This is a genomic window from Rheinheimera soli, assembly GCF_021290985.1.
GTDB lineage: Bacteria > Pseudomonadota > Gammaproteobacteria > Enterobacterales > Alteromonadaceae > Pararheinheimera > Pararheinheimera soli.
This window is the reverse complement of the sequence record NZ_JAJOYU010000010.1, coordinates 42,949-67,097: the sequence shown is the minus strand read 5'-3', so window position 1 is coordinate 67,097 and position 24,149 is coordinate 42,949. Positions and strand designations below refer to the sequence as shown.

Sequence of the window (24,149 nt, the reverse complement as noted above, 5' to 3'; positions counted from 1 at the left end):
ATGGCCATCCATAGCTCGATGCGCGGTCTGCGCTGTTTTTGTGTCGCCGCCGACTGTTTAAGTTTTAAAGAAACCGCTCGCCAGTTGTATCTGACTCCTTCAGCTGTCAGCCATCAAATTAAACAACTGGAATCTGAGCTTGGGCTGGATTTGTTCTTGCGCCAAACCCGGTCAGTAGAGCTGACCGCTCAAGGCAAAGCCTTTTATCAGGCCCTGTTGCCTTTGATGCGGGAGCTGGAACAAACTTTACGTACTTTTAGCCAGCAGAAAAACCCGACTGAAATCAGTATTTCGATGCCAGAGTTTTTTGCCAGTGAGCTTTTTGTACCGCGTTTAGTAGGTTGGTCAGAACAACATCCGGATATCAACCTGAAAGTTGAAACCATCAAATCGCGGCAGGATCCGGCTAAACATACCGATCTGCAAATTTTATTGGCCAGCAGTAAACCCACAGACAAAATAGCTTATGAGTTATTTCCGATAAGCTATGTTCCTGCCTGTAACCCGGCGTTATATCAACAACTTAGTGGCCTGGGTTTTGAGGCTTTAACCAAAGTGCCTTGTCTGGTGCACCAGGCCAGACCCTGGTCCTGGCATCAATGGGCAGAACAGCTGGAAATGGAAGTCTTTACTCCAAAACAAGTGATCCAGCTCGACAGTATGTTCAGTGTAGCCCGGGCAGCTCAGCAGGGATTAGGCATAGCCTTGGTGCCCTGGCCTATCAGTCACTCCTGGTTTGCCAGTGGCAGCTTAAAACGTCTGTTCAGTGAAGAACTGGAAAGTCGCGACAAGTATTATCTGGTGCAACACGAAACAGACCCAAATAAACCGCAAATTCAGTTATTGGTGGATTGGATTTTACAAAGTTTTCAGCGCACATTTTAACCCTATGTTTCTTTGAGTGCGGCCTTGTTTTTTATAGGTGTTGTTAGCTACAGGGATGTAGGTAACAGCTGACTCCAAACCCAACCTCTGTATCGCAAAACTCCCACAGAAACACTGCATATCAACTTCAGGTTACATTTTTTGTCGCACTACAGATGAATTTTTCTCACCTGTCAGGTGGATTTATATCCTTTGTCAGTTCGTCAGTAACTTTCTAAAGTAAGCACAGTGCAGTGAATAACCTGCACTTTGAAATGAAATTACTGATGAGTACTGGAGAGTAAATTATGAAAGCGACATCCTTTAGCTTTGGCAAAAAAGTAGCAGTGATGCTGTTGGCCTCAAGTTCTTTTGTCGCCACAGCAACGACCGGCGGTTTCAAAATGGTGTTAATTGAAGATACACCGGGTGTTAGCAAAATTAAAGCTGGTCTGTACCAGGAAGGCGTTGCAGAAGCGACAGCTACAGACAAGCAGGCTGATGCGTTCAGCAAACATATGAGCTTATGTGTTGCATACACTCATATGGCGGAGTTTAAACAGGCAGAGCAGGCATGCAGTTCAGCCATTTATGCCGCCCGTCGCGCCGAAGGTTCAGACAGCAGTTACAAACGCGAAATGCGCTCTTTTGCTCACACTAACCGTGGTGTGGCCCGTTTGATGGGTCAAGATCCTGTTGCAGCTTTAGCTGATTTTCAACAGGCCACCACACTGGAGCAGAGCGAGATCAACGAGCACAACCTGGCGCTTTTAAATGAAAAAATTAAGGCTGTCAGCCCTGTGTACACAGCGTCAACCTTAAAAGTGACAGACTGAAAAGGTATTGTCATCTTGAGACACTAGACTGGGCGCTATTTATTTAAGCGCCCAAGTTTAGAAGGAGACTGTTATGTCATTCCACATACCGCAAGATCACGACGTTTATGAGCATTGGTTAAATTGGTTATTACAGCACTGGTCTTTTTACCGTCAGCTTTCGGTTAGCCAGTGGGATATCGAAAACGAAGATTTTCAACAGTAAAAGACTGTGATTGCAATTCACGTGGCTCCCCGGCCTGAATTGCAGTTGCTGTCTGAAATCACTGTGAGCAGGCAAACCGCCCCCTGTCAGGTTTGTCTGCTTTTTTATTTCCCCCCCGAACATTGGTTTGAACGCCAGGCGGGCGGGGACAAGCCCCTACAGTTGACTGCGTGCTTTCGCCCAAGTCGCATAGTGGACTATGCTCCCCGGGTCTCAATCCCTAGCCGCCTCGCTCTGACAGCAATTACTTAGGGTATATTCATACGGGCGGGGACAAGCCCGCGCCCCTACAGCAACCACACAGGCGAGATAAGCCCATGCCCCTCCAATTGGCATTGGTTTGAACGACAAACATTTGGCTATAGTTTTTCCTTATTAAGCTGTCATAATATCCCCAACTTGAGTTAGTCAGAGAAATTCCTATGCGCGTTTGTGGTGTTGAAATGAAAGGCAGTGAAGCCATTTTGTGTTTATTGGCTATAGATAGCGGCCTGTTTGATATTCCGGATTGCCGCACTGTGCGTTTGCCGCTGTTAAAAGATCAGGACAGCGAACAAATGAAAAAATTTCAGTTTGTGTTTGCCAAACTGGCAGAAGACTACAAAATCGACACTTTTGTGATCCGTGAACGGCCGCAAAAGGGCAAATTTGCTGGTGGTGCCGTTGGTTTTAAGATGGAAGCAGCGCTGCAATTATTACCTGATGTTAAAACCGAAATTCTGACCAGCTCTTTTATCAAAGAGCAGCTGGCGCGTCACCCTGTACCTATCGTATTTAAAGAAACTGGTTTAAAAGGTTTTCAGGAGACGGCTTTTATCACGGCCTACGCTTACCTGGCTAAGTAATACCTGTCATCCTTGAAGCTGCAGTTTTGTTGACTGCGCTCCTTCGCCCCAGTCACATAGAGGTCTATGTTCCTGGGGTCTCACTCCCTTGTCGCCTCACTGCAACCCCAATGATTTAGGGTATGCAGCGTATTCTTTGGCCTTTGAGTTTTAGCCCTTATGTTTTAAAAGGTAGGCTTTTAAATCCTGCTTCACTTCCGGCAGTAATAAATACAAGGCCAGAATATTCGGCACCGCCATTAAAAAGATCATCGAGTCGATAAAATCAAACACGGCCAGCATATTAGGCACAGCGCCAATAGCCACTACTGAACAAAACAACACTTTAAAACTACGCTGAGTAAAATCGCTGTGACCAAAGAGGTAAGTCCAGGACTTTAAGCCATAAAAAGACCAGCTCACTACAGTCGAATAGCCAAATAACAATAGCGCCACCATCAGCACCAGCGGGAACCAGTCAAACACAGAGCCAAAAGCTGCAGAGGTCATTTGCACCCCATCTAAACCTGGCTGCAAATACACACCGCTTACCACTATCACCAGAGCAGAAATAGTACAAATCACCACTGTGTCGATAAAAGGTTCCAGCAAACCAACAAAACCTTCAGACACCGGATCTTTAGTGCGAGCCGCCGAATGCGCTATAGGAGATGAACCTATACCAGCTTCATTGGAATAAGCAGCGCGGCGAAAGCCCTGAATAATCACACCAATCACACCACCATAAGCAGCTTCTGGTGCAAAAGCGCTGTGCAAAATAGTCCAGATTGCAGCCGGAATAGCATCAAAGTGAATAACCAAAAAGACAAAAGCAGCCGACAAATAAATGGCGCACATCAAAGGCACTAATTTACTGGTGACACGAGCAATACTTTTAATACCACCCACTATCACCAGCCCCACTAAAAACGAATACACCAGGCCAAACACCCAGGCATTATCGAAACCTGTCACCAGCTTGACCTGAGAAAAACCCTGATTCACATGCACAAAACCAGCAGAGCCAAACACACAGGCAATAGCAAAAAAAGCAGCTAAAAAACTACCCAGCCGTGGCAGGCCATATTTATCCAAAGCTGCTTTGATGTAATACATAGGGCCACCAGACGTCGAACCATCGGCGTTATACACCCGGTATTTTACCGCCAGCGTGCATTCAACAAACTTGGTGGTCATGCCCAAAAAGCCAGCCACTATCATCCAGAAGGTAGCGCCTGGCCCACCCAAAGCAATGGCCACAGCCACACCAGCAATATTGCCTGTGCCCACTGTGCCGGATAAAGCCGCTGACAACGCCTGAAACTGAGTAATATCACCTTTGGCGGTTTTATCGGCGTAATCGCCCCGCAACACACGAATGGCATGGCGAAAACCACGGATATTGATAAAACCTAAATAACAGGTAAAAACCACAGCGCCCAGCACCAGCCAGAGCACAGTGACAGGCAAAGCAGCACCATTAACAGGAATGGCATAAAACACTAGTGAGGCTATGGCAGAGCTCAGCCATTCAAAGGCCTGCTGAAAACTAAAATCGGACATACACACGCACCTTGGGATCTGGATTTTTTGCCATCTGATACACTTCCAGACGGCTATTTTTATAGATGGCTATCTTCAGCGCAGATCACAGCCAGCGCAAGCTTTTTTAACGTCGCCAACCATCATGTCACCGAATTGCCATCAGTTTTAAGCTTTGTTGTCATGTTCAACTGGCAGTATCGGCCCCAATCCACTGCTGTTGGGGCTTTCTGATGAAGTTGAACTGGCTTATAGGGCTGTTGGTTGTTTTGCCGCTTAGTGTAAAAGCAGAACCTAAAGTAGTACTGGTGAGCATAGATGGTGTGCGCTGGCAGGAAGTCTTTGCCGGAGCGGACCCAACACTGTATCAGCAACCAGAGTGGGTAAAAACGCCGGAGCTTATCCGTCAGTTTATACCAGGCAAACCTGAGCTTTTAATGCCATTTTTGCATCAAACCGTGAACCAGCAAGGCATAACCCTGGGCGACCGCAGTCAGGGTTCAAGTATGAATGTCAGTAACTCGTATCAAATTTCTTATCCTGGTTATCAGGAATTACTGGCCGGTTTTGCCGACCCCGCTATTCGCAGCAACAACAAAATTGCCAACCCCAATGTCACAGTATTGGAATGGTTAAATCAACAACCCCAGCTGCAGCATAAAGTGGCAGCTTTTGGCTCCTGGGAGTTATTCCCTTATATTTTGAATACAGAGCGATCAGGCCTGACGGTAAATGCCGGTTTTATGCCGGAACAAGGTAAATTGAGTGAAAAACAACACTATTTGAACCAGTTGCAAGCGAAAACACCCAGCCCTTTTGCCACTGTGCGGCTGGATGTTTTTACTCAGGAATTTGCGCTGGAGCATATGCGCTTACATAAACCGAAATTGCTGTATATAGCTTTAGGCGAAGCCGACGATTTTGCCCATTTAGGCCAATACGATCAGTATCTGGCTGCTATTCACCGCAGCGATCAGTTTATTGCCGACTTATGGCAGGAACTACAAAACGACCCTTATTACCGTGACCAAACTACTTTACTGATCAGTACTGATCACGGCCGTGGCGAAGCAGCCCAATGGCGCTCCCATGGAAAGGGCGCAGCTGTACCAGGTTACAAAGGGCCGGTGCCACAAATTGCTGGTTCAGAACAGGTGTGGCTGGCAGCTATAGGGCCAGCTATTCCGGCTGCAGGTTTAATCCGTACAGCACAAAGCTGGCAACAAGGCCAAATGGCGGCCACTATAGCGGCTGCTCTGGGCTTTGATTATCTGGCAGTGCAACCTAAAGCTGCACCTGCTTTTGATTTTAACGTCGTAACTCAGCTGGCAGTATCTGATACTGATCATTCGGTGCAATTTAAAGCTGCAAGCAGCCTTTGATTTTAACGCAGCAATTCAGCTGGCAGTATCTGGTAAAGTTCCAGCGGCAAACCGTCAGGGTCTTTAAAAAAGGTATAAGCCCGCTCTGTGTACGGGTCTATCCGCACCGGCTCTACTGCAATGCCATGTTGCTCTAAATGCGTCACCACTTGAGCGACATCCAGCACCTGAAAAGCTAAATGGCGTAAGCCCTGAGCTTCAGGGGTGCTGGGCCTGGGCGGTGGATTTGGAAAAGAAAACAACTCCAGTTGAGTACCATCCGGCAGCTGCAAGTCCAGTTTGTAAGACAAGCGTTCAGCCCTGTAATGTTCAGCCAGAACTTTTAAACCCAGAATTTCAGTGTAAAAATGTTTTGAGCGCTGATAATCACTGCAAATCAGCGCCACATGATGAATACCGGCCAGCATAGTATCGTCTCAGGTAAGAATAGAGCCTGCCAGTGTGCCAGCATGGAAGCTTCTGAACCAGTTTAAAACTTCGATAAAAACTCAGACCGAGTTGCCGGGTCCGATTTAAAAGCACCACCTAAAGCCATAGTCTTAGTGCTGGAACTGGTGTCCATCACACCACGGGATTTCACACAATAATGCACAGCATCAATACTGACAGCTACATCTTTTACGCCCAACAAAGCTTGTAACGACACCTGAATTTGCTGAGTTAAGCGCTCCTGCACCTGCGGCCGCTGCGCAAAAAACCGCACTATACGGTTCAACTTCGACAAACCAATAATCTTCTGGCCCGGTATATAAGCCACAGTAGCGGTGCCATCTATAGTGACAAAATGATGCTCGCAGGTGCTGGTAAAACTAATGTTTTGCACCTTGACCATTTCTTCAGCACGCATCTTATTGTCGATCATCGAAATCTTCGGAAAAGTGCTGTAATCCAAACCAGAAAACACTTCATCCACATACATTTTGGCAATACGGGCAGGAGTTTCCGCCAGACTATCGTCTGTTAAATCCAGCCCAAGGGTATGCACCACTTGAGTCATTAATTCAGTTAAACGCTGTTTTTTCTGGTCATTCGACAGACCATTATCCAGCATAGGCGTTTCCAGCCCGGCAGCTTCCAGAGCGCTGCGCACCACTAAAGCAGATTCAGTTAACATAAAAGCTCTCGCCGCTTGTTATCAATAGTCCATAGTATACGCAGACCACAGAGTATTGGTTTAGTTTGGTGAATAAGTTGTTAAGGCGGGCAGGCTTTGGTGTAGTTAGTAGCAATGAACACCTAGCTTCGGCTCAAACGGCGCGGTCAACTACAACGCAGATACGCCGTAAATACGTCAATGTAGGCTCCTGTCCAGAAAACCCTTCGCTGCGCTTGCGTTTTCAGCTACTACGACTACGCATGTAACATGAGCATCAACTTGAGAAACAGTAAGTTACATGAATCATTAATATTAAAGTTGAATTTAAAATTTGTCTCATTGTTAAATCTTTCTAAGTAGTAGTGAATAAGTGGGTCGTATTCATCACCGTGAATCCAAGTGTAAAATTTCCCTATCTCATAGCTTAGTTTACGACTCAGTTCGGACCTATTTGATAGTGATGGGGAGTTCTCCAGATCTATAATATTCATTGCTTGCAGATTGGTTCTGATCTCTTCAATAAGTGGCTCGAGAGATCTCTTGTATTTATCAGCTAATGGCACAAGTTCAGGTTGAGGTATTTCCGCTTCAAAAATCATAATAAGATCGTTAATCTCACTATTGTAGTAATCGTTATCTAACCTCTTTTCTGACTCCGCTCGTAGAATATGCAACTGTTCAATAGGTTCGGTGCTAGTCTGAATCCGCTGTTTTGAAAGGTTGTCTTGGAAATCTGTGTAAATGCTTTTGATTTTGTCCGAAATTACATCGAGGTAATTGTATCTAATATTAAGAAATGCAATTAATTCGTTCGAGTTAAGGTTCATAACTAAATCTTCCTCACCGACTTCATTGCTGTATAAATGAACAGTCAGTTCCCCACTCTTCATATGACTGTCGAACGGCCAACTTGCGAAACGCTTGGAATTGGATTGATTCAGATTAACAGGATGAGCACCAAACGAAGCTCTTATAGTCTTGAAGTAGCTGTTATCATCCTCATTAACGAAGGTGCGATTACCGAAGCACTTTTTCTCGCCTGCAAATGGAATTGTACTTGGATTTATAAAGACACGATGCAGCTGAGTTATTGACTCAGATACAAGGTCAATGGAAGATATGAGCGAGAACATCTGCATCACACGAACATCAATGTTCTTGTCTAGATCAGGTGCATTCATTAAGTACCTGATCGAGACAGTAAGCCAATCCATGCAGGAGCAAATAAGATTCCAATGGTTTTTGCCATTCTTATCTCTATAAGTGTTGAAAACGAAGTTTGAATTAGAATTTACTAAATTTCTAAACTTTGTAATTTTTTCATCAATAACAACGTTTTTCATTTCACTAACACTCAAATGAATATCCTATTACAGGTAAAATACCACCAAACAAACAGCAGTTCATTACCTCAGTTCGTCTATAGGTGATTTACCATTTTATGGATAATCAGATGTCCGTTTTTCGCTCTTTGCGGCTAATTAGCGTCTACTATACCAACTACTGGCACCAAATCCCCATTGGGGCGCGAGCCGGACAAAATTGGGTGGCCAAGGTTTTAAGGCTGGGAGTGTCTGAGTGAGGAGCGGTAGCGACGAGCGAGTTACCCAGCAGCCTTGGACGCACGATTTTGGGCCGGGCTTTCGCTGCGACCTGGGGTCGCCTTTTCTTTGGATACTTTCTTTTGGCGAAGCAAAAGCAAAGTATCTCGCCAGCGGCGAAACGCTTTGAGTTCAAAATTCTACATTAGTCATTAATGCGAGCTTCATTGTTGTACTGCCGCTGTGCGTCGAGTACAACCTACAGCTGTTCAACGCAAGCGTTGTCGCTGCGACCTAGGGTCGCCTTTTATGAATTACCTCCCTGTAATTCCCCCTGCGGGCCAGCCTTCGGCTGTTAGAAAGTGCTTCCTGCACTTTCTAGCTTTGGATACTTGTCTTTTGGCAAAGCAAAAGAAAGTATCTCGCCAGCGGCGAAATGCTTTGAGTTCATAGCCTTAATGTATTTACTGCCGACAGCCTCATTGTTGTACTGCCGCTTCGCGTCGAGTACAACCTACAACTGTTCAAAGCAATCTTTGCCAAAAACAAAGCCGCTAAAAAAGCGGCCTTATTTGATCCAGCGGTAAGCAATAACAAAACTACAAAGCAAAACGCCCCACCATATCTGTCACTACTTGCTTCATCAGCTTATCGTGCACTGCACGGCGGCGGTCTGCTGCTTTGGCGCCAATCGACACGGCATCACTGGTGCCTTGTACCAATTGATCGTTATAGGCCACATAGTCTCTTGGCACATAAGGCTGGCAGTAGCCGTCAATACAATAGACATAAGTGTTGGCGACTATCTGATCGGCATCTTCCTGTGATTGCACGTTATTCCACTCATAAAACCAGATGGCGCGGCCATTTTCCACCAGGGTGACGCTGGCATTAATGCTGGCGCTTAAAACCTCGATACCTGCAATCATGGCTTGTTCGTTTTGTTTGGCGTAGGTGTCGAGTAAATTGGCCATATAACTGTCGACTGCAGTTGGAACTTTACCTCCATCAGATGTGTTGTAAAAGCGTCTGTCCCAACGGGCATCCTGGCCTGCCTGAGTTACACCACGCTCCAGTGAGTTAATCTGGAACATGGCGTCGGCTCTGAGTTTTTTTGCCGCATCCAGATGGGAGGTAGAGACTGTCATTTCGTTTTGCAGCACTTTCCAGCTGATCACACCAAAACCAGCTTTGGCTAACGAGCTTTCAATTTGTGCCATTTCGACACCACAAGTGGTTTGCATGACGTTGGTTTCAGCCCGGGCTGTACCTGTGCGTTGTGACTGAGATTCACTGACACAAAAGTCCGGTGCTTTTACAGCAATAGTAGCAATACGCGGGAAGTTGGCTTCAAAACCCTGGCCTTTGGTAATAGTAGCGGGCACTCTTTCGGCCGCTGCACTCATTTTAAAGTTCGATTCCACCTGATAATAGCTATAAGAGCTACAACCCGTCATCAATACCGCAAAGCCGCTCAGGCAAATAAGTTTCAACAGATTCTTCATACCTTTATTCCTTTTTCTTTTAATGGATGTTGCTCTACAGAAAGCCTCAATAGATTTGCCAATACAGATCCGGCGGGGTCGACACTTCGGCCTGGCGGCCAACCACCCTGCCTTCTTTATTAAAAGCTTCCAGATTACTGCACGTCACAGCCAAGGGGATCACCAAACTGCGGCCGGTTTTCAGCTCTCGCGCCAATATTCTGTCGTTGCTGTCGTCATTGGCATCGCAGGAACGTTCGACAATACGGTCTATGGTTTCGCCTGTGGAGTTCACTACCGTCAGTTCGGGGGCTTTAACAGTGGGACTGTAAGGTTCTGCGCAAGACGCTATAAAAAACAGGCAGAAACCGGAAAGAAGAATGGGAGATATCTTAGTCATTGATCTGGCTTTGTATTTTAATTATTCCAGACCAGAGTATTGAACAAATTAAAAAAGCGTCAAGTTTTGATCAATTTTTAATCGTTAAATTTTTATTTTTCCTTGTTTTTCCAGTTTTTTACCTCTAACCACAACAGCTCCATTTCATCTAAGTACTTCAGGTTCAGGTCTGCAGTGTGCGTCATTATGGCTTTTTGCTCTTTACTGTCTATCACCGGAAAAATCAATTCCAACTACCGGCACCAATCCCCCATTGGGTGCTGCTTTATACTCACTTCGTTCGTACCCCTTCGGGGCCAGCTAAAGCTGTTCAACGCAAGCGTTGTCGCTGCGACCTGGGGTCGCCTTTTATGAATTACATCCATGTAATTCACCCTACGGGCCAGCCTTCGGCTGTTAGAAAGTGCTTCCTGCACTTTCTTGCTTTGCGCCGCTTTCTTTTGGCGAAGCAAAAGAAAGTATCTCGCCAAAGGCGAAAGCTTTAAAACAAATAATCAGACTTCATTGAATTCATTGTTGTACTGCCGCTTCGCGTCGAGTACAACCTACAGTTTATGTATTGCCCTGCTTTTCCTGCCGCTTCACCATCTCCCACAACCCATCCATTTCCGCCAAATCACTCTGTGCCGGGCTCGAACCTTGTTCTACCAGCGCCTGCTCTACCTGACGAAAACGCCGCTCAAACTTTTGATTGGCCTGACGCATCACTTTTTCCGGATCAAAACCTTGTTTACGCACTACATTGACCAGCGCAAACATTAAGTCCCCTAACTCTTCTTCCAGTTCGGCAGCACCTGCAGGTAATTCAGCCACTTCCTGAATTTCTTCCTGCACTTTATCCCAGGCCCCTTGTACATCAGGCCAGTCAAAGCCGACCTGCGCACAACGTTTTTGCAGTTTGTAAGCACGGCTTAATGCCGGCATAGCCAGCGGAATATTATCCAACACTGATGTTTTGCCAGAAGCAGTGCGTTCTGTGGTTTTTATCGCTTCCCAGTTTTGCAGCACAGCTTTGCTGCTGTCCAAATTCATATCAGCAAAGACATGAGGATGGCGGCGGATCAGCTTGTCATTAATTGCGGCAGCGCAGTCGTCAAACTCAAAACGGCCTTCTTCTTTGGCGATCTGGGCGTAAAACACCACCTGAAACAATAAGTCACCCAGCTCATCTTTTAACTCGGCATAGTCTTCACGAGCTATAGCGTCGGCCACTTCATAGGCTTCTTCCAGCGTATAAGGCACTATGGTCTGGTAAGTTTGTTCTTTATCCCACGGGCAGCCGTTTTGTGGGTCCCGCAGTCTGGCCATAATGGCCAATAGTTGTTGAAGTGGTTGTGACACGGTAGATCCTGCAGAAGAAGCAACCGGAGCTAAAACTCCGGTGCTGTTGGTTATTCAATTCACCAATTAATGAAAACGTTTGGCTTCGATCACATCATCAATCTGGCTAACTTTGGTCAGCAGTTTGTTCAGTGAATCCAGGTTATACAGCTCCATCGTCATAATGATAGTGGCCGTTTGCTGGGAGATATCTGAGTTACTGCTCATCCGCAGCACGTTGGCTTTTTCATTGGCCAGAATGCTGGTGATATCCCGTAACAAACCATTACGGTCATGCGCCACTATACGAATAGTCACTTCATAACCTGAGGCGTATTTATCGCCCCAGGTGGCTTCAACCACCCGTTCACGATGCGCTTCCTGCAAAGTTTTAAACTGGTCACAGTCATCGCGGTGCACAGCTATACCGCGGCCCTGAGTGATATAACCAACTATCGCATCACCAGGCAGCGGCTGACAACAACCGGCCATATGGGTTAATAAGTTACCAACGCCCTGCACCACCACATGGCTTTTTGGCTGAGCCGACATAGGTTTGCTAATCAGGCGCGGGTCGATTTCAGGCTGTTGAATTTTGCCCGACTGACTTTGCACATAATGCACAACCTGGGTGACTTTAATTTCACCGCCACCAATACCAGCCAGTATCTCTTCCATGCTGTTAACGTTAAAACGCGCCAGCACTTTAGGAATATTGTCGATACTCAAATTCAACCGGCTTAATTCGGTGTCCAGCAGCTCTTTCCCTGCTGCTATGTTTTTATCTCTGTCCTGCAGACGGAACCAATACTGCACTTTGGAACGGGCACGACTGGATTTTAAATAGCCTGAGTTTGGGTTTAACCAGTCGCGGCTTGGGTTAGGTTCGCGGCCTGTTAAAATTTCAATTTGATCGCCGGTTTTCAGCTGATAGGTAAAAGGCACTATACGACCGGAAATTTTCGCGCCTATGCAACGGTGGCCCACATTGGAGTGCACATAATAGGCAAAATCCAGCGGCGTTGAGCCTACAGGTAAGTCAACAATATCGCCTTTAGGTGTAAACACATAAACCCTGTCTTCTGTGACCTGGTTTTTTAACTCTTCGGCTAAATCCGAGCCATCGACCAGCTCTTCCTGCCAGGCCAGCAGTTTGCGTAACCAGCTGATTTTCTCATCCAGTTGGCCTTCGCGAGCTGCATGACCAGCGCCTTCTTTATAGCGCCAGTGCGCCGCTACACCCAGTTCGGCATCGTCATGCATCTGATGGGTACGAATTTGAATCTCCACAGGGCGACCGGCAGGGCCAAGCACCACGGTATGAATAGACTGGTAACCATTTTGTTTAGGTGTGGCTATGTAGTCGTCGAATTCTTTTGGCAGATGACGCCAGGACGTATGCACTATACCCAAAGCGGCGTAGCAGTCCTGCACTTTAGTGGTGACTATACGCACGGCGCGAATATCGTACAGCTGATCAAAAGCCAGCTGCTTTTTCTGCATCTTTTTCCAGATGCTAAAAATATGTTTAGGCCTGCCGTACACTTCAACCGAAATAGCAGCGTCCTGCATTTTTTGCCGCACTGAGCCGACAAAATCCTGCATATATTGTTCGCGGTCTAAGCGTTTTTCTTCCAGCAAACTGGCAATTTGTTTGTAGGTTTGCGGGTGCAGGTAACGGAAAGCTAAATCTTCCAGCTCCCATTTAATTTGGCCTATGCCTAAGCGGTTGGCCAGCGGGCCAAAAATAGCGTTAGTTTCTTTGGCAGCCAGTACCCGGGTTTCTTCGTCGGCGTTTTTAACAGAGCGCAAGTAACAAATTTGTGCGGCCAGCTTTAACACCACTGCTCGCACATCTTCCACCATGGCCAATAACATACGGCGCAGGTTGTCGGCTTGTTGTGGATTGCTGCTTTGATTTGGGCCGACTGGAATAGAACGAATGGCTTCCATCTGGCGCACTGCGTTTAGCATGGTCAACACGGCGGAACAAAACTGGGTTTCCACCTGCTCCAGATCAATAAGTTTGGCTTCGACCAAAGGAAACAATAAGGCAGCGGTTAAGGCATCTTTGTCCATACGCAAATCAGCCAGAATTTCGACCATTTCCCAGCCCGTCTGAACTTCGGGCTCTTGATCAGTTAAATTCTGTTGATGTAACCAGAGTTCGACATCCAGCAGTGCATTAATTTTTGCTTCAGGTAAACCTAAAGCACTTAACCAGCTCTGAGTGCCGCCTGGGTGGTATTCGGCGCTATGTGATTGCCTTACCGTTACCATTCGCTACTTTCTCCTGTAAAACAAAGCCATCAACTCCAGATGGCTGGTTTGTGGAAACATGTCCATCGCACTGATTTTATCCAGCTGATAACCACAAGCCAGTAAAACTTTTGCATCCCGGGCAAAAGTGATCGGATTGCAGGACACGTACAATATCTGTGCCGGACTTAAAGCCGCTATTTGCTCCACTGCCCCCACAGCACCAGCACGGGCTGGATCGAGCAGTACTTTTTGGTACTTCGGCTTATTCCAGTCGGCTTTGGGCCAGGGCAAATGCAAATCAGCCTGACTAAAACTCAGATTGGTCAGGCCATTTAGTCCTGCATTACTTTCCGCCCGCTGCACCATAGTGGTGACGCCTTCTAAAGCATGCACCCATTTGGCGCGCTGCGCTAAAGCCAGACTGAAGTTACCTATACCAGAGTACAGCTCTAACACTTGATCGTCAGGTTGAAGATTGAGCCAATCCAGTGCCTGCTGCACCATTTGCTGATTAATGCTCTGATTTACCTGAATAAAATCAGCGGCAGAAAACTTCAGCTTTAAACCCAGTGCTGGCAACTCATAACAAGGTTCTGCAGTTCCGACTTGCCAATGCTGATAAAGTTCAGGCTCTGCTTCGCCTATCCATAGGGCGCCGGGCCAGGTCTGGATCAGTGCTTGTTGATCGGATTCTGGTAAAGGCCGGATATGCCGCACTATTAAATACACCTGACCATCAGCATCCAGCGCTTCAACATGAGTAATAGCAGAGCCTTGTTGCAGTTTTGGCAGCTGTTGTTGTAATACGCTAAACACAGAAGTTAAAGCCGGACTGAGCACCATACAGTGTTCAATTGTGGTAATAACTTTGTCGTTGGCTTTACGAAAACCCACTGTAAATTGCTGCGTTTTTTTATCAAACCAAACGCCAATGCGGGCTTTACGTCTATAACCCTGGCCTTCGCTTTTCAGCGGGGACTGCCAGGGTAAACTGGTTAAACCGGTTTGATGGCGGATCAGTTGATCCACGCCCTGCTGTTTTAATTCCAACTGATCTTCTGCCGACAGATACTGCAGTTGACAACCACCGCACTCGGCAAAATGCTTACATAACGGAGCTTGGCGCAATGGTGAGGCTTGCAGCACTTTGACTACTTTACCTTTGGCCGATTTATCTTTTTGTTCGGTCAACTGCACTTTTACCCGTTCACCAGGCAAAGCACCACTGACGAATACGATACGCTTTTGCTCAAAGCCTATGCCCTGAGCTTCGTGATCCAGACGCTCGATCTGCACTTCGATTTGTTTTAACTGTTGAGGTTTATCTCTGGTGCCTTTGGCAGCCTGATAAATTTTGACCATCTGGACTTAGTACCTGTGGTGGGCTTTTGGTAAGCCTTGTGTCATTATAAATTCGCTCCGGACTATTCTATCAAGCAGCGCTACAGATGACGAAAATTGGTTTAAGAGATTGGGTCTTATTGACCACCCTAGTGCCGACCTTGCTGGTCAGTTTATGCCTTGGGGGTTATTTTAGCTATGCCCGCCATCATGATTTAGCCCAGTATCTGGAAGATCAGGCTGAAAACATTGCTGTGCCTTTAGCTATAGCCAGTGAACATGCCTTATTACATAACAGCAGGCAAGACGTCAAACGTTTGCTGGATGTCAGCCACAGAAAAAACTCAGCGCTGGTGAAAAGTATCGCCATTTTTAATGCCGACCACGAGCTCTTTGTCACCACTAATTATCATAAAGACTTTGCCATGCTGAAGTACGAGCCAGACAGTGCTATTCCGCAGCAAAGCACCATCACCGACCTTGGCAACTGGCTGGTGATCCGCACGCCTATTTTGCCGGAACAAGCTGATTTCAGCACAGATCCGGCCGACCAGCCGCTAGGTTACATCTCAGTGCAGGTCGCTAAAGACAAAGTGATGCTGGCGCAGCAAACCTCTTTGCTCAGCAGCTTGCTGATTATTTTGGCAGGGCTTGCCGCTTGTGTGTATTTCAGTTTGCGCCTGATTAAACGTGTTAGTCGTCCTCTGCAACAAATGGGGGATGTGATAGACCAACTGCGCGAAGGTCAGTATCAAAGCCAGTTACAGCAGCCGTTTTTAGGCGAACTGGAGCAATTGCGCTCTGGCATTAATGCACTGGCAACGGCGCTGAAAACCCATGACGAAGAAATGCAGCAAAGCATTGAACAGGCGACCAGCGACTTACAACAAAGTATGGAACAGCTGGAGATGCAAAATATCGAGCTGGACCTGTCCCGTAAAAAAGCCATGGAAGATAACCGCAGCAAATCTGACTTCCTTGCCAAAATGAGTCATGAATTACGCACACCACTGAATGCTGTTATTGGCTTTGCCCGTCAGTTGCTGAAAACCAACCTGACGCACAACCAGCAGGATTATCTGGCCACTATTCAAAAATCTGCCAACAGTTTGTTAAGCCTGGTCAATGACGTGTTGGATTACGCCAAACTGGAAGAAGGCAGAATGCCGATTAACCCCGAGCCTTTTTCATTACGCGATTTATTAAATGATTCGGTGGAGTTACTGGCCTCGAATGCCTTTGATAAACAGCTGGAACTGGTCTTGCTGGTTGAGAACAGCTGCCCCGATGATTTAATAGCCGACCCCATGCGGATTAATCAAATTCTGACCAATATTGCCGGCAATGCGATTAAATTCACCGAACAAGGCAGTGTAGTGATCCGCGTTAGCTGTCGCCCTATGCCGGATGAACAATGGCAACTGCGCTTTTCAGTGCAGGACACAGGTATAGGTATTCATGAAGAGCAGCAAAAAAGTTTGTTTGGCGGTTTCACTCAGGCCGACAACAGCATAGGCCGTCGTTATGGTGGCACAGGCTTAGGCTTAGTGATTTCGCAGCGTTTAGTCACAGCTATGGGCGGTAAAATTGGCTTCGACAGCAAAGCAGGCGAAGGTTCGACCTTCTGGTTTACGTTGCTGTGCAAACGTCATCACCTATCCATAGCTGAACCTTTGCCTTTGGCAGAGCTGAAGCAAAAAACTGTGTTGTATTTTGAGCCTCAGCAGTATTCCCGTGAAGCCATGTTGGCTCAGCTGGATCATTGGGGACTCAATATCATCAGTTGCAGCAATATGAGCCAGTTGAGCCAGACTTTGGCTTTACAGCCGCAAATTGATATGGCGCTGATTGGCCGCTCTATTTCACTGAATCAGGTGAATCAGGTGATTGAATTGCTGCAGCAGTTACAGCTACACAGCGAACAGCTGTATTTGCTGGTTAATACCTTGTCGCCGAATTTACGTGAAGTATTACAAGCCTCAGGCGCCAAAGCTGTGTTATCCAAGCCAGCACATTACCGCAAACTAGCGATGACGCTGGCTCAGCCTTATTTAGATTTCCCAGAGCAAAACCCGTTACAGGACAAACCCAAAGCCCGCTTACGGGTGCTGTCAGTGGATGATAACGAAGCCAACTTAAAACTGATTAATACCCTGCTGTCTGAAATGGTCGAGCAGGTCGATTCAGCCCGTAATGGCGCTGAGGCTTGGCAAAAGGCCAACCAGCAGCACTACGATCTGATTTTTATGGATATTAATATGCCGGTGATGGACGGCATTCAGGCTTGTCAGCGTATTCAGCAAAGTTCGCTGAATGAAGCCACCCCTATTATTGCTGTGACTGCTCATGCCTTAGAGGGCGAAAGAGAGAGGCTTTTAGCTTTAGGTTTTTGTGAATTTTTAACCAAACCCCTGGATGAAAAATTACTGCATTACACCTTGCGTGAGTGTTGCCCTGATTTCCAACAAGCGTTGGCAGCTTCTGTCAGTGAAACTCAGTTGCCACAAAGCAAACAGCTGGACTGGACTCTGGCTTTGCAAAGAGCGGGCGGCAAACTGGACTTAGCCAAAGAAATGTTATGGATGCTGGTGCAGTCTTTACCTGAAAGCCTGGCTTTGATTCAACAGGCGATGCAACAACAGGATGCAGAGCAATTGCTGCAGCATATTCATAAACTGCATGGAGCCAGCTGCTACACAGGTTTGCCAGTCATCAAACAACTGACAGAACTGATTGAAACAGAACTGAAAAAAGGTAAACAAGCTGAACAACTGGAACCTGAGTTATTTGAACTACAGGACAGGGTCCAATCCTTATTGCAGGACGCCAAAAACTGGCCGCCGTTGGTCACTGAGCCAGCACCAACAAAAGTATCAGGCTAATCATTAGCGTAAGTGCGACGTTTCTGCAAAATATCCTTGATTTGATCCACCGTGGTATCGTCATTGCAGGATGTGCCTGCAAATAACCATAGTGCATTTTTACCTGCATCAGGAGGCGGCACTCTCCAACACACCCCATGCGCATTAATCAACGAACTGCCGTCGGTAAAGGCTTTTACTGGTTTAAACATATCAGGCGCCAGATCAGTATCGACCGGATTGATGGATCTGACCACCACTTCACGTTGTTGGTTCCACTCTGTCATTGGCTCTGAGGCTTTAGCCGTCACAGAAGCAAGTGCGCGATCTGCCAGCGACATAGGGCCAGCCGCTTCGGTTGGTTTTTCCTCACGCATTTCTGCATTGGCTGTGGCTTCAAGGGCTGATTTTAGTTCAGCAGCCGGAGTCACGGCTGTGGTTTCAGAAGTTTTGGCCTTGCTAACGGCCGTATTTTTTTTAGCTGAAAGCACAGATTGTGGTGTTTTGTTTTTAATGATCACTTGCTGTTCAGCTGCAACAATGGCTGGCGCTGGTTTCGCCCGAATTGCAGTGTAACTGTAACTTTGAATAACAGTTGAAGCTGAGGGCTTTTCAGGCGTTGGGATCACCACAAAGGAGAGCGCCCACAGCAATAAAGCATGAACTACAATAGAAAATATCCATATCTTCACAACAGCACTCCGATGTCAGGCTGAGGTTTCTGACATCGGAGCAACTCAAAGATTCAATAGGGCAGAAAAAAGTTACCAACTAAGGTATTGATAATATTAACCTTGGAAGAACTGGACTTTGTTACGCCCTTGCTGTTTTGCCTGATACATGGCGGTGTCGGCATCTTCAATCAGCTTGGTAAAATGATAACCAGATATTTGCGCTGAAGTGACACCAAAACTGGCGCTTAACTTAAACTCATAACCCGAAACGGCGGTATCTATATTGCTGATCGCATCCCGGCAAATATCGGCCAGCAAGTGCGCTTTATCGCTTTGGCAGCCCGGTAATAAAATGGCAAATTCTTCCCCGCCAATACGACCAAACACATCGTTATTGCGCATAAAGTTGCGACAGGTGTCCACTGTCTGACGTAAAGCCCAATCACCAGCGGCATGACCATACTGGTCGTTTATTTGCTTAAAATGGTCCAAATCAAACACAATAAGGGCGGCGGGTAACTGACCTTTTTCGCATAAAGCTAGAGCTTCTTTGGCCGAAGCAGAAAAGTGATACCTGTTGCTGATTGCCGTTAAATCATCGTATTCAGCCAAAGCTTTAAAGCGCTGACGGGCAACAAAACTGCGGTAAGCCATAAAGGCAAGACCCAGTACCAGCAGCACTAAAGCAACAATCAACAGTTTGTTAAAGGTAGCCTGATGTTTAAGTGCAGTTTGTTCGTACTGCAGCAACTGATTGTCTTTATCCAGCAAAGCAATTTTTTGATTTTGCGCCAGAATTTCTGAGTGGGCTGTGTGATAAGCCATTTGTTGTGCTGACTTATCATCCATATAAGCGGTAAAAGCTGCCATATATTGCTCATTGTACTCTAGAGCTTGTTGGTAGTTTTTTTCGGTTTTAGCAATTTGATGCAATACCGCAAATGTTTCCGCCGCGACTAAGCTGGATCTGTCTTGTTTTAAAGCATCAGTAACTTTTATCGCATGTTCTTTTGCTAAATCAACCTGACCAAGACCGTAGTAGGCTTGCGCAAGGACACTATCAAATTTAAGTATCAATGAATAATAGCGGGTAGATTCAACCTGATTATTATGAGACAGCAGCAAGCTGATCGCACCTTGATAATCGTTCAGGTCTATCTTGTGTCTAGCGATAAGGGCCACGATGATGTTTGCCCATAAAGGTTCATTGTGTTCTGTGCAGTAGGTCAGACCTTCAGCAGATTTCAACTGAAAATCATCTGTACGGCCAGACAGATACAGCGCTTCAGCTCTCAATTGATGCGCGGCGCATACCGCATTTGAACTGGGCTTTTCATTAATTAGCTGATCGATATAACTTAATGACAAATCATGTTTGCCTATCAGGTTGTACATCAGAGCGATCACCCTCATCCCCTGCTCACGGGCTTCCGGCTGAGAGACCATATCCAGTTGGATGATGAGTTGTTCAAGGTACACAAAGGCATCAAGATAGCGGCGCACCAACACCAAACTATTGATGGCCAGAGCTTTTGCTCTGAACGAAATAACAGCATCTGCCTGTTCAATCAGTGGCATCAAAATGCTCAGAGCTTGCTGAGTATTGCCCTCATACACTGCACTGTATGCTTTCAGCAGCGTTAAATACTCTTGTTCAAAGCCTGACAGTTGATTTTCGTCAGCCTTCAGCTCATTCAGCTTTACGGAAAACTCTTGAAAATCACTGCTTTTAATTCTGTCTAAATACAACAGTTTATCAAGCCACACTGTGGCGAGGACAGGTGTAGAAAAACAAGCAAACAGAAGCGGCAGCAGAAAAAGCCGCACACCTCTGATAAACCTGGGGTTGATTGTTAAAAACAACATTTATCCAACTTTCAGAAAGCTGATTTTCTCTGTTTCTGGTTCTTGCTCCGGCTCTGCCGGTTCATCACCATCTGGTTGATCTGCTGGATGCACACCACAAACAACATTAGTACGGGCTCCTAACATTTGCTCTAAGGCTTGCTGGTCTCCACTGATTACAGCTGCTACAAGCATAGGATCGGTGTCCGCCATTAACTCTGCTAATTGCTCTGCATCAGCGTAACGTAACTCTGAGCTTTGACCCATTTTTTCTAATAACTGAATAACAACTGACATAGTAACTCCCTGACTTTACGAGAAAGATCTGCAATATGTCGCAGACAGGCTCAACAACCGAATCCACTGTAAAACGATAAAATTAAAAGCACAAGGAAAGCAGGTCATCCTGCTGAAAATAGCTATAAAGATACTTTGACTCAGTCTGGTGTATACCAGTACCTGCCATACTGAGCGGGATCAGCACTATAGCCAGCAGCAATGTTCGAGCGGACTGCAGCCTTGTTGTCCGGATTAGTCTGAGTCCATACCTTCACGCCAGTGAACACTTGGAGCACTCGTTGACTGAACGCTAGTTTAGCCTCAGTGCCATACCCCAGACCTTGCCAGTCAGGTAATAACATCAAGCCCACTTCAGCAGTGGCCGTCTCTGATTGCCACTGATTGACCGCACATAAACCTATAGGGTGGCCATCACGGCATATCGCCAGAAATAATCGCTTAAAAGGCATTTTAGTATTGAGGCGCAACGCAATCTGAAAGCTATTTTTGGCTTTTTCTGTATCAAGGGGTGGACCAATAAAGGCCATCACTTCAGCGCTGGTGTATAAATCCAGATACAGCTGCTGGTCTTGTGGCATAAAAGGCCGGATCAATAAGCGCGGTGTTTGGATCACAAAGTTATCTGCAACAGCAGCTTTAGCCCAGTCCGCTGTCATACCAGGCCTTCTTGCGCCACCACAGCTTTTAACTTATCCAGAATAACCTGATTGGCTTTGGCTACAGTAGCCGGAGGTATAACTAAGGTAGTTTTTAAATCCATCTGGGCTTTGGGTAAGTCAGACAAAGGGATACGCTCGATACGGGGTTGTTGAATAGGTAAAGTGACGGCTTCGTATAAAATCACCTGATGATCCAGCGGGTACCATTGGCTTAGCAGTTCTACTAACACATCACGATAGGCGCTGCCGGTCGTGAATTTAGCCAACGACTTATCACCTGCCACCCCTGGTTGCCATAAAATTAAATAGGCAGCGGTATCGATCGTTCGCTGGTAAAACATCAGATTGCTGGCTTCGTAATGCTGGCAGCCATAAGTGCCAGGGTCTAAACCCAAATCTGCATATAAACAGTCTTCGGCTGAAATGCCTGGCTCCATATGAGCCCGATAGCCTTCAGCTATAGCTTCTTTAATAGCCTGATGTGGCACCCAGGCAAACACTCCTGGGTGACCATAAAAAGCCCCACAGACTTTTTTGCCAGCATGTACTTCCGCCAGCATAGCAGCCACCATTTGTTTGTAGGTGATCATGCGGGATTGGCCTTCAGAGTAATAAGGCTGCAGGCTTCGTACATCAGCATTCATGCCCTGGATCCACAGCTCAGTAGTACCATCAGCCACCAATACAAAAACAACATCAGCTTGTTCTATATAACTGCGGGATAAAGGACTGATATGAGAACCCAAAGTCATACCTGTACCTACACAAACTAAACTGCCTTTTTGCATTTACTTCAACTCCTGCCGTAAGTGAAGTACTTATACCCTAATTAGGCAGGAAATTGGTAGGGGCGCGGGTTTATCCCCGCCCGTCTCAAATTACAATTCAATGTCGCACGAGTTTATCCCCGCCCGCAGAGCTTAGGATTCTAAAATAACAGTAGCACAGGCATAAGCCTGCTCGTCGCTGATGGAGAGCCAGACTGAACGCACTTGCATTGAATCGGCCAGCTCTTTGGCCGGGCCTGTGAGTTCAAGTTGAGGGCGACCTGAAGGGTCGTTGCTGACTATAAAATGTTGAAAGGAGATACCACGGCCTATGCCGGTACCAAGCGCTTTAGCAGCTGCTTCTTTGGCGGCAAAACGTTTGGCGAAATAACGGGCTGGCTGGCCATGAGCAGCTAAGATTTGCTGCTCAGATTCAGTGAGGACCCTTTGTATTAAACGGGGTGAGCGCGTCAGGCTTTGCTCTATACGCGCTATTTCGATGATGTCGGTGCCTAAACCAACAATGGCCATTAACGGCGCGCCTCCACCATCAGGCGTTTCATTTCAGCCACAGCTGGGCCTAAGCCAGAGAAAATGGCGCGGGCAACAATAGCATGACCAATATTCAGCTCGTACATTTGAGGAATGGCGGCTATAGGCTGCACATTATGGTAATGCAGGCCATGACCAGCATTGACTGTTAAACCTAAAGAGGCAGCATAAGCCGCGGCTTCGGTAATGCGCTCAAGTTCCGCTTTTTGTTTTTTCGGATCCGTCGCTTCAGCGTATTGGCCTGTGTGAATTTCAATATAAGGCGCGCCAGCTTTAGCCGCTGCTGCTATTTGTTTTTCATCGGCGTCGATAAACAACGAGACTAAAATATTGTCCTGCTGCAGGCGTAATACTGCTTCCTGAATTTTATCGAACTGGCCTGCTACTTCCAAACCACCTTCTGTGGTCAGTTCCTGGCGTTTTTCCGGCACTAAACAGCAGAATTCAGGTTTTAACTGAGCGGCAATACCTAACATTTCTTCAGTCACAGCCATCTCAAAATTCAGACGAGTAGCGATGGTTTGGCGCAATACAAATAAATCGCGGTCCTGAATATGGCGGCGGTCTTCACGTAAATGCACAGTGATACCATCAGCGCCAAATTGCTCAGCCAATAAGGCAGCATGCACAGGTTCAGGGTAATAAGTACCACGGGCCTGACGTAAAGTGGCGACGTGATCGATATTGATACCTAAATAAATGGCGCTCATAGCTAGTTCCTGACAGGTTGAAATAATGCTCTGCTGGTTAAAGGTTTACTGCCAAGCAAAGGGGCTAACAATAAGCGGCTTAACTGCTTGGCGGTTTTTAATACGTCGTCTTGCTGCCATTGCTGCTGGCCTATAGCTTTCAGATTTTCGCCTTTCCAGCCTTTACCTGAAATTTGCCAGCCTTGCTCCGGCCACCACTGATACAAAGCGCCGTCCTGTATAGCTTCGCCCTGAGAATCGTAATCCCAGTCCACTGGCTGACCTAATTCAGTCAATAATGAAAACTCAAACTGACGTAGACAAGGCTCCAGATCGTTAGTTAACAGTTGCTGCAAGGTCTGCTGGTACAACTCAAATAAAGCGTCGGAACCTACATTTTCCGGCCATAAGCGGCAAATCAGCTCGTTTAAATACATGGCACCAAACAGCTTTTCACCTTGCAGCAAAAAGGCTGGGCCTGCTTCTTCAGCTTTACTGACAGTTTTTAATTCAGAACGACCCAGCAGTTCCAGTTGTAACAACTGAAAAGGCTGCAATGACAAACGTTGTTGTTTTTTACTGCTGGATTTGCGGATCACAGCACTGACCCGGCCCAGTTCAGGCACCAGCAGCTGCAATAACAACTGCTGTTCCTTAAAAGCGCGGCTGTGCAGAATAAAAGCTGGCCAGCTGCGATTGTCCATT

General features: G+C 46.6%; 24 protein-coding genes. 6 read left to right on the top strand and 18 right to left on the bottom strand.

What is annotated here, in order from left to right; genetic code table 11:
* The 4 genes from LSG37_RS08950 to LSG37_RS08940 all read left to right on the top strand — a co-directional run bounded on the left by LSG37_RS08950 (position 1) and on the right by LSG37_RS08940 (position 2,750).
* Positions 1 to 885, top strand: a complete 885-nt coding sequence (locus LSG37_RS08950; protein WP_233079546.1) for a LysR family transcriptional regulator — start codon at positions 1 to 3, stop codon at positions 883 to 885.
* Between the two features lie 287 nt (positions 886 to 1,172).
* Complete coding sequence (locus LSG37_RS08945) at positions 1,173 to 1,700, top strand: tetratricopeptide repeat protein (protein WP_233079545.1); 528 nt, start codon at positions 1,173 to 1,175, stop codon at positions 1,698 to 1,700.
* 73 nt (positions 1,701 to 1,773) lie between these two features.
* A complete protein-coding gene (locus LSG37_RS21225) occupies positions 1,774 to 1,905 on the top strand; it encodes a hypothetical protein (protein WP_008897994.1) in 132 nt (43 codons plus the stop codon).
* A gap of 422 nt (positions 1,906 to 2,327) precedes the next feature.
* On the top strand, positions 2,328 to 2,750 hold the full coding sequence (locus LSG37_RS08940) for a DUF3010 family protein (RefSeq protein ID WP_264344586.1): 423 nt from the start codon (positions 2,328 to 2,330) through the stop codon (positions 2,748 to 2,750).
* A gap of 150 nt (positions 2,751 to 2,900) precedes the next feature.
* Here LSG37_RS08940 and LSG37_RS08935 read toward each other — a convergent pair whose 3' ends face one another.
* Entirely contained in the window at positions 2,901 to 4,292 is a 1,392-nt protein-coding gene (locus LSG37_RS08935; protein ID WP_233079544.1) for an alanine/glycine:cation symporter family protein, read from the bottom strand.
* Between the two features lie 212 nt (positions 4,293 to 4,504).
* On the opposite strand from LSG37_RS08935, the gene LSG37_RS08930 reads away from it, so the two are divergent.
* Positions 4,505 to 5,653: an alkaline phosphatase family protein gene (locus LSG37_RS08930; RefSeq protein ID WP_233079543.1), complete on the top strand. Its 1,149-nt coding sequence runs from the start codon at positions 4,505 to 4,507 to the stop codon at positions 5,651 to 5,653.
* 2 nt (positions 5,654 to 5,655) lie between these two features.
* Here LSG37_RS08930 and gloA2 read toward each other — a convergent pair whose 3' ends face one another.
* The 9 genes from gloA2 to rlmD all read right to left on the bottom strand — a co-directional run bounded on the left by gloA2 (position 5,656) and on the right by rlmD (position 15,118).
* A complete protein-coding gene (gene gloA2, locus LSG37_RS08925) occupies positions 5,656 to 6,060 on the bottom strand; it encodes an SMU1112c/YaeR family gloxylase I-like metalloprotein (RefSeq protein WP_233079542.1) in 405 nt (134 codons plus the stop codon).
* A gap of 62 nt (positions 6,061 to 6,122) precedes the next feature.
* Positions 6,123 to 6,767 carry a GTP cyclohydrolase I FolE gene (gene folE, locus LSG37_RS08920; protein ID WP_233079541.1) on the bottom strand — a complete coding sequence of 215 codons (645 nt, stop codon included), beginning with the start codon at positions 6,765 to 6,767 and terminating at the stop codon, positions 6,123 to 6,125.
* A gap of 236 nt (positions 6,768 to 7,003) precedes the next feature.
* Positions 7,004 to 8,107, bottom strand: a complete 1,104-nt coding sequence (locus LSG37_RS08915) for a hypothetical protein (protein WP_233079540.1) — start codon at positions 8,105 to 8,107, stop codon at positions 7,004 to 7,006.
* Between the two features lie 782 nt (positions 8,108 to 8,889).
* Entirely contained in the window at positions 8,890 to 9,795 is a 906-nt protein-coding gene (locus tag LSG37_RS08910; RefSeq protein WP_233079539.1) for a hypothetical protein, read from the bottom strand.
* A gap of 46 nt (positions 9,796 to 9,841) precedes the next feature.
* Positions 9,842 to 10,174, bottom strand: a complete 333-nt coding sequence (locus LSG37_RS08905) for a hypothetical protein (RefSeq protein WP_233079538.1) — start codon at positions 10,172 to 10,174, stop codon at positions 9,842 to 9,844.
* Between the two features lie 92 nt (positions 10,175 to 10,266).
* Complete coding sequence (locus tag LSG37_RS08900) at positions 10,267 to 10,407, bottom strand: hypothetical protein (RefSeq protein WP_233079537.1); 141 nt, start codon at positions 10,405 to 10,407, stop codon at positions 10,267 to 10,269.
* A gap of 319 nt (positions 10,408 to 10,726) precedes the next feature.
* Complete coding sequence (gene mazG / locus LSG37_RS08895) at positions 10,727 to 11,515, bottom strand: nucleoside triphosphate pyrophosphohydrolase (RefSeq protein ID WP_366515552.1); 789 nt, start codon at positions 11,513 to 11,515, stop codon at positions 10,727 to 10,729.
* Positions 11,516 to 11,581: 66 nt separating this feature from the next.
* Complete coding sequence (gene relA, locus LSG37_RS08890) at positions 11,582 to 13,774, bottom strand: GTP diphosphokinase (RefSeq protein WP_233079536.1); 2,193 nt, start codon at positions 13,772 to 13,774, stop codon at positions 11,582 to 11,584.
* A 3-nt stretch (positions 13,775 to 13,777) separates the two neighbouring features.
* Positions 13,778 to 15,118, bottom strand: a complete 1,341-nt coding sequence (gene rlmD / locus LSG37_RS08885) for a 23S rRNA (uracil(1939)-C(5))-methyltransferase RlmD (RefSeq protein ID WP_233079535.1) — start codon at positions 15,116 to 15,118, stop codon at positions 13,778 to 13,780.
* A gap of 86 nt (positions 15,119 to 15,204) precedes the next feature.
* On the opposite strand from rlmD, the gene barA reads away from it, so the two are divergent.
* Positions 15,205 to 17,979, top strand: coding sequence for a two-component sensor histidine kinase BarA (barA, locus tag LSG37_RS08880; RefSeq protein WP_233079534.1), 2,775 nt, complete (start codon positions 15,205 to 15,207; stop codon positions 17,977 to 17,979).
* Here the strand turns inward: barA and LSG37_RS08875 are convergent.
* From LSG37_RS08875 to recO, 8 genes are all read right to left on the bottom strand, one after another.
* Positions 17,976 to 18,650 carry a hypothetical protein gene (locus LSG37_RS08875; protein WP_233079533.1) on the bottom strand — a complete coding sequence of 225 codons (675 nt, stop codon included), beginning with the start codon at positions 18,648 to 18,650 and terminating at the stop codon, positions 17,976 to 17,978. The two genes, barA and LSG37_RS08875, sit on opposite strands and share 4 nt — an antisense overlap.
* 96 nt (positions 18,651 to 18,746) lie before the next feature.
* On the bottom strand, positions 18,747 to 20,399 hold the full coding sequence (locus LSG37_RS21390; protein ID WP_233079532.1) for a GGDEF domain-containing protein: 1,653 nt from the start codon (positions 20,397 to 20,399) through the stop codon (positions 18,747 to 18,749).
* A 99-nt stretch (positions 20,400 to 20,498) separates the two neighbouring features.
* Positions 20,499 to 20,774, bottom strand: coding sequence for a hypothetical protein (locus LSG37_RS08865; protein WP_233079531.1), 276 nt, complete (start codon positions 20,772 to 20,774; stop codon positions 20,499 to 20,501).
* Positions 20,775 to 20,914: 140 nt separating this feature from the next.
* On the bottom strand, positions 20,915 to 21,433 hold the full coding sequence (locus tag LSG37_RS08860; protein WP_233079530.1) for a GNAT family N-acetyltransferase: 519 nt from the start codon (positions 21,431 to 21,433) through the stop codon (positions 20,915 to 20,917).
* Positions 21,430 to 22,224, bottom strand: coding sequence for an SAM-dependent methyltransferase (locus LSG37_RS08855; RefSeq protein ID WP_233079529.1), 795 nt, complete (start codon positions 22,222 to 22,224; stop codon positions 21,430 to 21,432). The genes LSG37_RS08860 and LSG37_RS08855 overlap by 4 nt, the downstream gene beginning before the upstream one ends.
* 132 nt (positions 22,225 to 22,356) lie before the next feature.
* Positions 22,357 to 22,734, bottom strand: coding sequence for a holo-ACP synthase (gene acpS, locus LSG37_RS08850; protein ID WP_233079528.1), 378 nt, complete (start codon positions 22,732 to 22,734; stop codon positions 22,357 to 22,359).
* A complete protein-coding gene (gene pdxJ, locus LSG37_RS08845; protein ID WP_233079527.1) occupies positions 22,734 to 23,465 on the bottom strand; it encodes a pyridoxine 5'-phosphate synthase in 732 nt (243 codons plus the stop codon). Before pdxJ ends, acpS begins: the two co-directional genes overlap by 1 nt.
* Positions 23,466 to 23,467: 2 nt before the next feature.
* Complete coding sequence (gene recO, locus LSG37_RS08840) at positions 23,468 to 24,148, bottom strand: DNA repair protein RecO (protein ID WP_233079526.1); 681 nt, start codon at positions 24,146 to 24,148, stop codon at positions 23,468 to 23,470.
* Position 24,149 lies beyond the last annotated feature (1 nt).

Coding starts and splice junctions, on each gene's coding strand:
- LSG37_RS08950 (WP_233079546.1), top strand. CDS start 1: ATGGCCATCCATAGCTCGATGCGCGGTCTGCGCTGTTTTTGTGTCGCC.
- LSG37_RS08945 (WP_233079545.1), top strand. CDS start 1,173: ATGAAAGCGACATCCTTTAGCTTTGGCAAAAAAGTAGCAGTGATGCTG.
- LSG37_RS21225 (WP_008897994.1), top strand. CDS start 1,774: ATGTCATTCCACATACCGCAAGATCACGACGTTTATGAGCATTGGTTA.
- LSG37_RS08940 (WP_264344586.1), top strand. CDS start 2,328: ATGCGCGTTTGTGGTGTTGAAATGAAAGGCAGTGAAGCCATTTTGTGT.
- LSG37_RS08935 (WP_233079544.1), bottom strand. CDS start 4,292: ATGTCCGATTTTAGTTTTCAGCAGGCCTTTGAATGGCTGAGCTCTGCC.
- LSG37_RS08930 (WP_233079543.1), top strand. CDS start 4,505: ATGAAGTTGAACTGGCTTATAGGGCTGTTGGTTGTTTTGCCGCTTAGT.
- gloA2 (WP_233079542.1), bottom strand. CDS start 6,060: ATGCTGGCCGGTATTCATCATGTGGCGCTGATTTGCAGTGATTATCAG.
- folE (WP_233079541.1), bottom strand. CDS start 6,767: ATGTTAACTGAATCTGCTTTAGTGGTGCGCAGCGCTCTGGAAGCTGCC.
- LSG37_RS08910 (WP_233079539.1), bottom strand. CDS start 9,795: ATGAAGAATCTGTTGAAACTTATTTGCCTGAGCGGCTTTGCGGTATTG.
- LSG37_RS08905 (WP_233079538.1), bottom strand. CDS start 10,174: ATGACTAAGATATCTCCCATTCTTCTTTCCGGTTTCTGCCTGTTTTTT.
- relA (WP_233079536.1), bottom strand. CDS start 13,774: ATGGTAACGGTAAGGCAATCACATAGCGCCGAATACCACCCAGGCGGC.
- rlmD (WP_233079535.1), bottom strand. CDS start 15,118: ATGGTCAAAATTTATCAGGCTGCCAAAGGCACCAGAGATAAACCTCAA.
- barA (WP_233079534.1), top strand. CDS start 15,205: ATGACGAAAATTGGTTTAAGAGATTGGGTCTTATTGACCACCCTAGTG.
- LSG37_RS08865 (WP_233079531.1), bottom strand. CDS start 20,774: ATGTCAGTTGTTATTCAGTTATTAGAAAAAATGGGTCAAAGCTCAGAG.
- LSG37_RS08860 (WP_233079530.1), bottom strand. CDS start 21,433: ATGACAGCGGACTGGGCTAAAGCTGCTGTTGCAGATAACTTTGTGATC.
- LSG37_RS08855 (WP_233079529.1), bottom strand. CDS start 22,224: ATGCAAAAAGGCAGTTTAGTTTGTGTAGGTACAGGTATGACTTTGGGT.
- acpS (WP_233079528.1), bottom strand. CDS start 22,734: ATGGCCATTGTTGGTTTAGGCACCGACATCATCGAAATAGCGCGTATA.
- pdxJ (WP_233079527.1), bottom strand. CDS start 23,465: ATGAGCGCCATTTATTTAGGTATCAATATCGATCACGTCGCCACTTTA.
- recO (WP_233079526.1), bottom strand. CDS start 24,148: ATGGACAATCGCAGCTGGCCAGCTTTTATTCTGCACAGCCGCGCTTTT.